10 protein-coding genes are annotated in these 12,428 nt (G+C 70.0%); 1 reads left to right on the plus strand and 9 read right to left on the minus strand.

All coding sequences use genetic code 11. The features are described 5' to 3' along the window. Nucleotides 1-231: 231 nt before the first annotated feature. From ABZU76_RS35305 to ABZU76_RS35345, 9 genes are all read right to left on the minus strand, one after another. Nucleotides 232-2,040: a feruloyl-CoA synthase gene (locus tag ABZU76_RS35305; RefSeq protein WP_354877552.1), complete on the minus strand. Its 1,809-nt coding sequence runs from the start codon at nt 2,038-2,040 to the stop codon at nt 232-234. 138 nt (nt 2,041-2,178) lie between these two features. After that, nucleotides 2,179-2,655: a MarR family transcriptional regulator gene (locus tag ABZU76_RS35310; RefSeq protein WP_354877555.1), complete on the minus strand. Its 477-nt coding sequence runs from the start codon at nt 2,653-2,655 to the stop codon at nt 2,179-2,181. Nucleotides 2,656-2,682: 27 nt separating this feature from the next. Further along, nucleotides 2,683-4,518: an asparagine synthase (glutamine-hydrolyzing) gene (gene asnB / locus ABZU76_RS35315; RefSeq protein ID WP_354877873.1), complete on the minus strand. Its 1,836-nt coding sequence runs from the start codon at nt 4,516-4,518 to the stop codon at nt 2,683-2,685. A 165-nt stretch (nt 4,519-4,683) separates the two neighbouring features. Beyond that, a complete protein-coding gene (locus tag ABZU76_RS35320; protein WP_220243583.1) occupies nt 4,684-5,274 on the minus strand; it encodes a TetR/AcrR family transcriptional regulator in 591 nt (196 codons plus the stop codon). Between the two features lie 22 nt (nt 5,275-5,296). After that, nucleotides 5,297-6,601 (minus strand): ABC transporter substrate-binding protein, encoded by a 1,305-nt coding sequence (locus tag ABZU76_RS35325; protein WP_354877559.1) that lies wholly within the window; start codon nt 6,599-6,601, stop codon nt 5,297-5,299. Continuing rightward, nucleotides 6,598-7,668: a branched-chain amino acid ABC transporter permease gene (locus ABZU76_RS35330; protein WP_354877562.1), complete on the minus strand. Its 1,071-nt coding sequence runs from the start codon at nt 7,666-7,668 to the stop codon at nt 6,598-6,600. Before ABZU76_RS35330 ends, ABZU76_RS35325 begins: the two co-directional genes overlap by 4 nt. After that, the gene (locus ABZU76_RS35335) at nt 7,665-8,543 is read right to left on the minus strand and encodes a branched-chain amino acid ABC transporter permease (protein ID WP_220243585.1); all 879 of its coding nucleotides are present in this window, start codon (nt 8,541-8,543) and stop codon (nt 7,665-7,667) included. The genes ABZU76_RS35330 and ABZU76_RS35335 overlap by 4 nt, the downstream gene beginning before the upstream one ends. Next, on the minus strand, nt 8,543-9,250 hold the full coding sequence (locus ABZU76_RS35340; protein WP_354877566.1) for an ABC transporter ATP-binding protein: 708 nt from the start codon (nt 9,248-9,250) through the stop codon (nt 8,543-8,545). The genes ABZU76_RS35335 and ABZU76_RS35340 overlap by 1 nt, the downstream gene beginning before the upstream one ends. Beyond that, nucleotides 9,243-10,121, minus strand: a complete 879-nt coding sequence (locus ABZU76_RS35345; RefSeq protein WP_354877569.1) for an ABC transporter ATP-binding protein — start codon at nt 10,119-10,121, stop codon at nt 9,243-9,245. Before ABZU76_RS35345 ends, ABZU76_RS35340 begins: the two co-directional genes overlap by 8 nt. 285 nt (nt 10,122-10,406) lie before the next feature. Between ABZU76_RS35345 and ABZU76_RS35350 the strand changes: the two genes are divergently transcribed. Beyond that, entirely contained in the window at nt 10,407-12,398 is a 1,992-nt protein-coding gene (locus ABZU76_RS35350; RefSeq protein WP_354877572.1) for a DUF6351 family protein, read from the plus strand. The last annotated feature ends 30 nt before the right edge of the window (nt 12,399-12,428 follow it).

Genomic DNA, 12,428 nt, shown 5'->3' on the forward strand with positions numbered 1-12,428 from the left:
TGAGCGTTATTTTTAAAGGGGCGGTCGGATCGGCCGGGGGCCGATCGCACCGCCCGATCGAGACGCCGGCGCGATCTCGCGGGTTGCCTCAAGCGGTGAGGGGCGGTCAGCCCGCGACGCCCGATCGAGACACCGGCGCGATCTCGCAGGGGGTTGCCTCAAGCAGTGAGGGGCGGTCAGCCCGCGACGCCCGATCGAGACACCGGCGCGATCTGGCGGGTTGCCGGGCGGTCAGCCCGCGACGATGACGGCGACGTCCGGACTGTCAGCGTAAAGGCGCTCGACGAACGCCATGCGCCGGGCCAGCACGCGGCGCTGGTTGAGGTAGCCCTTGTCCGTGATCTCGCCCGCGTCGAGGTCCGGCGGCTCGGCCAGCACCACGAGCCGCTCGACTCGGCCCGCCGACCCGGCCGCCGCGTTCATCGCGGCCAGCCGCTTCCCGACGTGCGCGCGCAGCTCGGCGTGGACCACACACCCGCCCGGGGCATCGAGCGCACCCGCGAACAACGCCCGCGCTTCGGCCTGGTTGAGCCAGGCCAGCGCGCTGACGTACGAGCGGTTCTCCCCCGCGATCACCGCGTCGGACAGTAGCGGCACGGCCGAGAGCAGCGCCGTGCGCAGCGCGCCGACGCGGACGAACGTGCCCGTGTCGAGCTTGAAGTCCTCCGCGATGCGGCCACCGAACAGCAGGCCGGCGTTCGGGTCGGCCGAGGCCGGCACGGCGGCGTCGCCGGTGCGGTAGAAGCCTTCCTCGTCGAACGCCGCGTCCGTGAGGTCGGGCCGGCGCAGGTAGCCGGGCGTCACGGAGGCGCCGCGCACGCGGATCTCCCGCGCCTCGCCCACGGGCGCGAGCTTCACCTCGAGCCCCGGCAGCGGCACGCCGATGCACCGCGCGTCCTCGAACGGGAAGTGCGCGCTCGTCACCGCGGGCGCCGTCTCGGTCGCGCCCCACGAGCTCGTCAGCGGCACGTCGACGCCGGCTGCCCTGGCCGCGTCCGCCAGTCGCGTGCGCAACGCCGCCGGCAACGCGGCCGCCGCGTTGAACAGCAACCGCAGCCGCGAGAAGAACACGCGCGCGAAGTCGGGGTCCTGCTCCAGCACGGGTACGAGCTGTGCGTAGCCGGCGGGCACGTTGAAGTAGAGCGTGGGCTGCGCCGAACGCAGGTTCTCCAGGCTGCGGCCGAACAGCTGCGGCGCCGGCTTGCCGTCGTCCACGTAGAGCGTGCCGCCGTTGTGCAGCACCAGGTCCACGTTGTGGTTGCCGCCGAAGGTGTGGCTCCACGGCAGCCAGTCGACGAGCACGGGCCGCTCCTCGCCCAGGAACGGCCACGCCTGCCGGATCGACTGCTGGTTCGCGCACAGCATCCGGTGCGTGTTGAGCACACCCTTCGGCGAACCGGTCGAGCCCGATGTGAACAGCACCTTCGCGAGCGTGTCCGGCCCCGTCGCGGCGTACGCGGCTTCGAGCTCCGGGCCCGGCGAAGTGGCCAGCAGGTCGTCGAGGGATTCCGCGCCCGGCACAGTGTCGACCTCGCGCGAGAGCACCACGCTGGGTCGATCAACACCGGGCTCCTCGACGGCGGCGAGCGCCTTCGCGAACGGACCACCGGCCTCGGCGAACACCAGCCCCGGCTTCAGCACCTTCGCGATCTCCCGGATCCGCGCGTGGTCGCTGCTGAGCAGGGAGTACGCGACGCTGATCGGCGCCACCGGCACGCCCGCCGTCAGCGCGCCGAGCGTGAGCACGAAGTGCGCGACGGAGTTGCCCGAAAGGATCATCACCGGCCGGTCCGGCCCCAGACCGCGGTCGAGCAGTGCCTGTCCGAGGGCGTCGGCACGACGGCGGACCTCGCCGTAGGTCAGCATCGCCCAGCCGTCGCCGTCGCGCTCGGCCACCAGCGGGTAGTCCGGGTCGACTCCGGCCCAGTCCCGCAGCATCGCAGCCACGCTGCGCGGGTAGGCGCCCAGCGGGTCACGGGAGCGGAAGACGACGCTCCCGTCCGGCCGGTCCTCGCGTTCGACGTCGGGTTCAGCGAACATTCGACCGGCTCCTCCTCGAGACCCGCTGTGTCTCCATCTGTGCTGCTGGTTATGAAGCCGACCACAGCCATGGCGGGAACGGCCGCCAGACAAGGCGACCGCCGGTGAGTGCCCGCCTACTTTTAGTCGACTTCATAACTATCGCGGGTCGCGAGGAATTTGTCGAATGTCAGTTTCCGCGCCGTCGGTCATCCGGCGCAGCACGGCGCCCGCCTTGAGCAGCAGCTCGACCTCGTCCTGCTCGAGGTCGCCGAACCGCTCCACGAGCACCCGCGACTCGTCGCGCACCACCGCGCCGAGCCGACGCCGGCCCAGCTCGGTGAGGTGCACGTAGCTCACGCGCTTGTCGCCGGCGTCGGCCGCACGCGCGACGAAGCCGGCCTCCTCCATGGCGTGCACGACCTTCGTGGCCGTGGGCTGGGAACAGCCGACCTCCTCGGCGAGCGTCCCGATGCGCAGGGGTCCGGAGCGGGCCAGCTTGGCGAGCACCAGCAGCTGCGTGCGCGGCAGGTTGTCGGGTGGCGCCGCCCGGTGCAGCTCGCGCAGCAGCCGGTGCAGCGACAGCACGAACTGGAACGCTTCGTCGGCGTCGACGTCCGGCGACTCGCCCACCATGGCCCGCTCCTCACCCTCGTGGTCACCTCACCGGACGCGCAGCTCCGGTGAGTACAGATCGAACCAGGTCGCGAAGTTCAGCACACGTTCCACGAGTGGCCGGAGGAAGGGCACGGTGTCCTCCCGGGCAAGCAGGCCCACGAGCAGGCCGCGGTCGAACAGGTCGAACACGGGGTGCGCCGGCGCGGCCAGCAGGTCGCCGACCTGGTCGCGCAGGGCTTCGAGGTACTTCGGGTCCTGCGTCGACGGGTAGGGGCTTTTCACCCGTTCGGCCACCGACACCGGCAGCACGTCGCGGGCCGCCGCGCGAAGCAGGCTCTTCTCGCGACCGTCGAACGTCTTCGTCGTCCACGGCGTGTTGTAGACGTACTCCACGAGCCGGTGGTCGCAGAACGGCACGCGCACCTCGAGGCCGGTGGCCATGCTCAGGCGGTCCTTGCGGTCGAGCAGGATGCGCACGAACCGCGTGAGGTGCAGGTAGCCGATCACGCGCATGCGACGCTCGTGCTCGGTCTCGCCGGGCCGTGTGCCGGCCTCCGCGACCGCCGCCGAGTACGAGTCCCGCAGGTGCGTCGCAAGGTCCAAAGAGGACCGCACACCCTCGGCGAAGATCCGGCTCACCCCGCGTTCGCCCGCCTGCAGCCGCCGCGCGAGCCACGGGAAGGTGTCGGCCTGCTGCACCTTCGGATCGTGGAACCACGCGTAACCACCGAAGACCTCGTCGGCCGACTCGCCGGACAACGCGACGGTGGAGCGCTCGCGGATCGCGCGGAACAGCAGGTACAGCGAGCCGTCCATGTCGCCCAGCCCCGTCGGCAGGTCGCGAGCGCGCACCACGGCGCGGCGCACGGCCGGGTCGGCGAGCTCCGCCGAGTCGAGCACGATGTCCTGGTGCATCGAACCGACATGCTGGTGGACGTCACGCACATACGGCGCGTCCGGAGTGGACCGCAACGCGTCCGGCACGAAGTTGTCTTCCTGCCCCACGAAATCCACCGCGAAGCTGCGCACCCGCTCGTCCTGATCGGCCAGCTGCCGCGCGGCCAGCGCGGTGATGACGCTGGAGTCGAGCCCGCCCGAGAGCAGCACGCAGCGCGGCACGTCGGCCACGAGCTGACGGCGCACGATGTCGTCGAGCAGCTCGCGCACGTGCTGCACGGTCACGCCGATGTCGTCGGTGTGCTCGGCCGGCCGCAGCTGCCAGTAGCGGCGCACCTTCAGGCCGGTGCGGTCCAGCGTCACGACGGTGCCGGGCTCGACCTCGCGCATGCCCGCCCACACGGCCTGGCCCGGGTTCTTGGTGAACGACAAGAGCTCACGCAGGCCGTCCGTCTCCACGACGGGACGGATTTCGGGATGCGCGAGGATCGCCTTGGGCTCGGAGCCGAACAGCAGCCCGTCGCCGTGCGGCGAGTAGTACAGCGGCTTGATGCCCATCCGGTCACGGATCAGGACCAGGCGCTCCTCACGCGGGTCCCAGATCCCGAACGCGTACATGCCGTTGAGGCGTTCGGCCAGGCCGGTGCCCCATTCCAGGTAGCCGCGCAGGACCACCTCGGTGTCGCTGTTCGTGGTGAAGCGGTGCCCGCGCGCCTGCAGCTCCGCGCGCAGCTCGGCGAAGTTGTAGACCTCACCGCTGTAGGTCAGCGCGACCGTGCCGCCGGCCTCGGCCGTCATCGGCTGCGTGCCCAGCTCGAGGTCGATGATGGCCAGGCGCCGGTGGCCGAACGCCACGTGACGGTCGAACCACATCCCGCTCGCGTCCGGCCCGCGGCACGCCATGGTGGCCGTCATGGCCGCCACCGTCTCCCGCTCGGCCGCCAGGTCGCGGCCGTAGTCCACCCATCCCGTGATCCCGCACATGTCCAGCCCCCGGAGCATCTTCAGAGAGAAACATTCATAGGGAATGAAACTGGTTTACGGGTGCGGGCGCCACCCGGACGAACCGGACTTGCGCGTGCCGATCCGGCCGAGGCGCCGACGTTTGCGCCGCTGGAGCGAGCGCGGAACCGAGAGGGGTGACCTGCGTCACGAAGTGGGGTAGAGGCGGCCCATCAGCTCGAGGACCTCCTCGATCATCTGCCCCGCCTTCGCCTTCGACCCGGCGGCCGCGACCTCGCGGCCCGCCTCCGTCGACATCGCGGTGAGCGAGAGCACGAGCATGTCCGAAAGCGGCCGGGTGTGGCCGTTGACCAGCGTGGCGTTGGCCGTGAGCCACTCCCGGAACCGCTCGCGCGTGAGCAGGCCGAAGCCCGCCGGGCCGTTGCCCGACAGGAACAGCCGGGCGAGCTTGCGCTCCTGCCAGCACCCTTCGAGGTAGGCGCGCGCTCCGGAGATGTAGAGCCGGAGCGCGTCCTCCTCGCCCTGCGCCAGCGCCGTGCGGAACGCCTTGGCGGACCGGTGCTGCTGGCGGCGGTTGTATTCGTTGTAGAGCGTGATGTACAGATCGGACTTCGCGACGAAGTGGTGATACAGACTGCCGATGCTGGCGCCGGCCCGTTCGGCGATGGCGGCCATGCTCGCCTGCTCGTACCCCGACGCGGTGAAGACCTCACCGGCCGCCTCGAGCAGTGCCGCGCGGGTCGCTTGCGCCCGCTTGCTCCCTGTCGCCTCCGTCATGGCGTGATTGTGCCGGACGGACTCACGCCGCGGGGATGCCGTTGGCCGGAGCCGGAGGTTGCGGTTGTGTGTAGGGGGTCACGGGACCGTCACCGTCGTCCGTCGTGAGCGGCGTACCGGACGACACCTGCTTGCCGTCCTTGATGGTCGCGATCTGCCCGCCGGTGTAGCCGGCGTGCGAATCCGCGCCGTAGCGGAACGGCACCAGGCCCGGCCCGGTGAGGCCGCCCTTCTTCAGCGCGTCGACCACGCCCTGGCGCGTCGGGTTCTGCCCGGCGCGGGCGAGCGCCTGCGTGAAGGTGTAGGCGTAGGCCATGGCGTAGTAGACGTTGCCGTCGAAGGGCACATTCGGGATGTACTGGTCGTGGATCTTCTTGAACAGCGCGGTCCACGAGTTGCTCGTGTCGTCGAGCGGCGGCAGGTAGGCCGACGTCACCAGCCCTTCGATGAGGTCCTGACCTTTCACCGACGAACCCGCCTGCTTGGCGAAGTTCTCCAGCAGCCCCGACACCGTGATCGGGTCGGCGCCCACGCTGGACGCGACGAGCGTCGGCGAGTAACCGAGCTTCAGCGACGTCAACTTGAACAACGCGGTGTAGGCCGGGATCGCCTCGAGCACCACGACGTCGGCCTTCGACGCCGCGATCGCCGACACCTGCGCGGCCACGTCGGTGTTGCCCGGCTGGTACGGCTGACGCGAGACGACGAGGCTCTGGTCGATGTACTTGTCGAGGCCCTTCATGCCGTCGCGGCCGAAGTCGTCGTCCTGGTAGAAATACGCGACCTTCTTGCCGGCCAGGTTCTTCTTCACGTAGTCGCCGAGGATCTTGCCCTCCACCGTGTAGTCCGGCTGCCAGCCGAACGTGTAGGGGTTCTTCTGCGGCTGGTCCCAGCACGTGCAGCCGGACGCGACGAACAGGTCGGGCACGCGCGAGGAGTTGAGGAAGTCCACGACCTTCGTGTGCGTCGGCGTGCCGAGCGAGCCGACGATCGCGAACACCTTGTCCTGCAACACGAGCTGCTTGGTCAGCGTGACGGTCTGGGCCGGGTTGTAGGCGTCGTCGAGGTACTTGAGGGTGATCTTGCGGCCGTTGATACCGCCGTTGGCGTTGATGTAGTCGAAGAACGCCTTCGCGGCCGGACCCTGCTCGCTGTAACCCGGCGCGGCCGTGCCCGTGAGCGGAATGGTGGACCCGATGGTGACGGTGTCGGCGGTGATCCCGGGCGTGGACTCCGCGGCGTCGTCACCCGAGGCACAGGCGGTGGCCGTGAGGGCGACCACCGCGGCCAAGGCGACCGCGACGGATACTGGTCGGCGTACGGTCATCTTCTCGTCTCCTGACGGGTCTGGAGTGGACGGACGAAACGAGCCTTGAGCAAGGCGCCGAGTTTGCGGACCCCCGACTGGATGCCACCGGGGAACGCGATGATCACCACGATCAGCACCAGCCCGTAGAGCACGAGCGGGATGTTCGCGTAGATCGCGCGGGGTAGGTCGGCCTGCTGCGCGAGGTCGGCGGTCCAGTTGGGCAGCAGGGTCACGATCACCGCGCCGTACACCGCGCCGGCGAGGCTGCCGAGCCCGCCGAGCACGGCCGCGGTGAGCAGGGACAGGGAAAGCGACAGCGTGAACGCACCGGGCGCGGCGAGGCTGTTGACGATCGCGAACAGCCCGCCCGCCAAGCCCGCGAACGCCGCGCTGATGCCGAACGTGACGATCTGCGTGCGGGCCACGTGCACGCCCGACAGTGCGGCGGCCTGTTCGTCTTCGCGCACCAGGCGCATGTCCCGGCCGATGCGGCTGCGCGTGAGGTTGGCGAGCAGGAACAACGTGACCACCAGGCAGAGGCCGCAGATCCAGGCCTGCCAGCGTTCGAGCGGGAAGGTCTCGCCAAGGGAAAGCGGCGGCGGGTCGGAGGTCACGATGAGGCCGTTGGCGCCGCCGAGCAGATCGCGCAGGCCGTGGTAGTCGGCCAGCGACGGCAGGCCGACGGCGAGCGCGAGCGTCGCACCCGCCAGGTACGGGCCGCGCAACCGCGCCGCCGCCACGCCGACGAGCGAACCCAGCGCGCCGCCGACGACCACCGAACCGAGCAGCACGAGCACGAGCGGCCAGTCGAGGTGCTCCAGCAGCAGCGCCGTGGTGTAGGCCCCGACGGCCACGAACGCGCCGTGCCCCAGGGAGATCTGGCCGGACAGTCCGGAAAGGACGGTCAGGCCCGCCGTCGCGATGGCGGTGTAGCAGATCTGGGCGAACTGCAGGTTCGCGAACGAGTCGAGCGAGGTCGTCACGAAGTACAGCACGATCAGGCCCAGCACCGAGAGCGTGAGGTGGCGGACCAGGGTGGACCGCTGCCAGAAGCGGACCGGTGCCGCCGCGGCGAGCGCCGTCATACCCGCCTTCCCTTCGTCGAACCGAACAGCCCTTGCGGACGCAGCATCAGCACCCCGATGAGGACGACGAGCGAGGCCAGCGTGACGATGTCGGACCCGAGGTAGCCGGCCACGTAGCTGAGCACGATGCCGAGCGCGAGCCCGCCGACGACGGCGCCCGGCGGGCTGTCGAGGCCGCCGATCACCGCCGCGGTGAAGCCGAACACCAGCACGGCGTCGAACGCCGTGGGGCTCACGAACGTGCTGGGCGCCACGAGCACACCGGCGATCGCGCCGACCGCCGCGGCCAGGGCCCAGCCGACCGTGAGCATCCGCCCGACGCGCACGCCCAGCAGGCGCGCGACTTCCGGCGCGAAGGCCGAGGCCCGCATCCGCAGGCCGAGGTTCGTCTTGCGGAACACCAGCGCCAGCACGGCCATCATGACCAGGACGACGAGCACGATCCACAGGTCGTTGGGCGCGAACAGCAGCTGCCGATCGCCCGCCTTGAACCCGGCGATGCCGAACGCCGGCGGGTACGACCGCGGGGTGCCACCGAAGAGCATCCCGGCCACACCCTGCAGCAGCACGAGCAGGCCGAAGGTGACCACCACCGCGTCGAGCGGCGATCTCTTCTCCACCGGCCGCACGAGCACCCGTTCCACCACGGCGCCGAGAATCAGTCCACTGAGGACGGCCACGATCAGCGCCAGCCAGTACGAGCCGCCGTGGGAGACGATCGTGTAGGCGATGAACGTGGTGATCATCAGCATGCCGCCCTGCGCGAAGTTCACGATCCGCGTGGAGCGCCAGATCAGCACGAGCGCCAGCGCGACGGCCGAGTACACGGCCCCGCTGGTGAGCCCGGCGAGAGTCAGGTCGAGGAAGCGGCCCATCACACCTCCAGGTAGGCGCGGCGCACGCGGTCGTCGGCCGCGAGGGTGTCTGCGGTGTCGTCGGCGACCTTGCGGCCGAGGTGCAGGACGACGGCCCGGTCGGCGACCGACAGGGCGGTCGCCGCGTTCTGCTCCACGAGCAGCAGCGTGAGACCGTTCTCCTCGCGCAGCGTCCGCAGCACGGCCACGATCCGGGCCGAAACCCGTGGCGCGAGGCCGAGTGAGGGTTCGTCGAGCAGGAGCAGCTCGGGCCGGCTCATCAGCGCGCGGCCGATGGCGAGCATCTGTCGCTCACCGCCGGAAAGCGCTTCCGCACGCTGGTGGCGGCGTTCGGCCAACGGGGGGAACAGGTCGTACATCTCGCCGGTGCCCGCCTTGAGCCACTGGCGCTCACGTCGCCAGAGCCCGCCGAGGCGCAGGTTCTCCTCCACCGTCAGCTCGGCGATCACGCCGCGGCCCTCGGGCACGTGCGCGACCCCGAGGCGCACGAGATCTTCGGGTGCCAGGCGGGTGATGTCGCGGCCGTCGAGCTGCACGGCGCCGTCACGCGGGCGGTGCAGACCACTGAGCGCCCGCAGCAGCGTGGTCTTGCCGGCGCCGTTGGAGCCCAGCACGGCGGTGATGGATCCCTGCTCCACCACCAGGTCGACGTGGTCGATCGCCCGCACCGGCCCGTAGTCCACTACGAGCCCGCTGACGTCAAGCATGCGCACCGCCCTCTCCCGCGACGGCCGTCACGGGGTCGCCCAGATAGGCCCGCTGCACCTGCGGGTCGGCCCGCACCTGCGCCGGCGTACCTCGAGCGATGACCTCGCCGAAGTCGAGCACCACCAGCCGGTCGCACAGGTTCATCACGAAGTCCATGTGGTGCTCGACGAGCATCACCGTGGTGGTCGGCGCCAGGCCTCGGACGATGTCGGCCAGCTCCCCGACCTCCGTCGCCGACAGGCCGGCCGCCGGTTCGTCGAGCAGCAGCAACCGGGGCTCGCTCACCAGGGCGCGCGCGAGGGCGACGCGTTTGCGCACCCCGTAGGGCAACCCGGCGCAGATCCGGCCCGCGTCACCGTCGATCCCGAGCTCGCGCAGTACCTCCCTCGCGCGGCCGGCGAGAGCTCGTTCGTCGCGGTCGGCCCAGGGCGACGCGAGCAGCGCGCCGCCAAGGCTCGTGCGCGAGCGGTGCGTGGCGCCCGCGACCACGTTGTCCAGCACCGTCAATCCCGCGAACAGACCGAGTCCTTGCAACGTGCGGGCGATGCCGTGACTCGTGAGCCGCTCCGGCCTGGGCCGTTCGAGGGCGTGGCCGGCGAAGGTGATCGTGCCGGAATCGGGCCGCACGAACCCGCAGATCGCGTTGAACAGCGTGGTCTTGCCCGCGCCGTTCGGGCCGATGATGCCGAGCACGCACCCGGCGTCAACCTCCAGCGAAACCTGCCTGAGCACCTCGAGCCCGCCGAAGGAGACACAGAGTCCCTCAGCGCGCAGGAGTACGGGATCCTCGACCACGCTCACCCCACCGCCTCGTTGCAGTGACACCGGCAAAGCAGAATCCGATTCGGACGCGACGAACAGTACAGTCATCTCCCTTGCTTGCCCAGACCTGTTATCGGGCCGAGTTCGCGGTTACCGAAGCTTGATCCGGCTCGCTTGATCAACTCGGGTGGCCGAATGTTGTTCTGGCTAAGGAACGCGTGCTATACCCGGCACTTGCGTGGCACCGCACCCGAGCGGTGCCGTGAGCAACGAGGTGCGAAGTTGAGAAACCGTACTTGGCGCTCGACCGCGGTAGTGGCCGCTCTGGCCGTACCGATCCTCCTCACGACAGCGGCGACCTCGGCCGCCGCGCAACCGGATCACCACTCCCGGTTGGGAATCACGACCGTCTCGAACCCGCGGCCCGATCTGGTCAGCGGAGGCCAGGTCCTGGTCAGAGTCACGCCGCCGGACGCTCGCGCGGCTGTTCGCGTGTCCGCCGGTGGCCACGACGTCACGCGGTCGTTCCACGCCGAGCCCGACGGGAGCCTGCTCGGGCTCGTCACCGGACTGCGCGACGGCTCGACCGACCTGGTCGCGACGGCAGGGCATGATCGCGCGAGCGTGCGCGTGGTGAACCACTCGATCACCGGCCCGGTGTTCTCCGGGGCGCAGCAGAAGCCGTTCTACTGCGAGACCACGGCGTTCGGCCTGCCGCCGGCGACCATGCCGCTGTGCAGCGCGCCAACGCAGGTTACCTACCAGTACAAGAACACCGCGGGCAAGTTCGTGGCGCTGGCCGACCCGGCGAGCCGCCCGGCCGACCTCGCCACCGCGGCCGGCGGCGCGCCCTACATCGTGCGGATCGAACGCGGCACGATCGACCGCGCGGTGTACGAGATCGCAGCACTGACCTCGGGGCCGGCCGCGCCGTCACCGTTTGTTGCCACTCCGGGCTGGAACGACAAACTCGTCTACACCTTCGGCGGCGGCTGCAACTCCGGCTACCACCAGGGCAATGGCACCGGTGGTGTCGTCAACGACCTGTTCCTCTCGCAGGGCTACGCGGTCGCGTCGTCGAGCCTGAACGTGCTCGACAACAACTGCAGCCCGATCATCTCGGCCGAGGCCGCGATGATGGTGAAGGAACACTTCATCGAGACGTACGGGCCCGTGCAGCACACCATCGGCTGGGGCGGTTCCGGCGGGGCGATCCAGCAGTACGACATCGCCGAGAACTACCCCGGCATCGTCGACGGCATCATCCCCGGTGTGTCCTTCCCGGACCCGATCACGACGGCCGGCCCGGTGGCGGACTGCCGGCTGCTGAACCGGTACTTCGCGTCTGCCGCGTTTACCGATGCGCAGAAGCTCGCCGTGGCGGGCTGGAACTCGTACTCGAGCTGCCTCTCGTGGGACGCCACCTTCGCCAGCCGCACGACCGCCACGGACAGCTGCAACTCGGCCATCCCCGTCGACGTGCGCTGGGACCCGGTGACGAACCCGCACGGCGTGATCTGCAATTCGAACGAGCAGTTCGCGAACCAGCTGGGCCGTGACCCGCGCACGGGTTTCGTGCGGAACACGCTGGACAACGTCGGTGTGCAGTACGGGCTGGACGCTTTGAAGGCCGGGGAGATCTCGGCGGCGCAGTTCGTGTCGTTGAACGCGTCGATCGGCGGGTTGGACTACACGGGTAAGCCGGTGGCCGCCCGGTCGTCGGCCGACCCGAAGGCCCTGGATGCTTTGTACCGCGACGACATCTTCAACACGGCGTCGCAGGGCTTGGCTTCCACGCCGATCATCGACCAGCGCACGGACCTCGACCTGGCGGGCGCCGGGAACGACATCCACACGTCGGAGTGGTCGTTCGTGCTGCGGCAGCGGTTGCTCGCCGCGAATGGGACCGCGGCCAACCAGGTGATCATCGCCAACCACCCCACTGGTGCGGAGCAGGCCGCGGCGAGCGCGTATGAGCTGGACGCGATGGACCGCTGGCTGACGGCGATCGACCAGGATCACTCGGGTCGGAGTGCTGCTTCTCGCGTCATTGCCAACCGGCCGCACGACCTTTCGGACGGTTGCTACCTCTCCGCAACCCAGCGCGTGCAGGAAAAGCTGACCGACCCGTCGTCGGGCCAGTGCGGCGCGCTGTACCCGGTGGCGGAGAACACCCGGATGGCGGCCGGTGAAGGTCTGGCCATGGATGTACTGAAGTGCCAGACACGCCCGCTGGACTTCGGCTCCTACCCGGTCAAGTTCACGGCGGCCGAGAAGGCTTCACTGAAGAAGACCTTCCCGACGGGGGTTTGTGATTACCACCGCGACGGCGTCGGCGAGCGCGAGCCCGCCGGCGTGTGGCGGAACTACGGCAGCCGCGCGTAGGTACTGCTCGAAGACGGCTCCTCGCCAAGG

The sequence above is a fragment of the Amycolatopsis sp. NPDC005232 genome (assembly GCF_040607795.1).
Lineage (GTDB): Bacteria > Actinomycetota > Actinomycetes > Mycobacteriales > Pseudonocardiaceae > Amycolatopsis.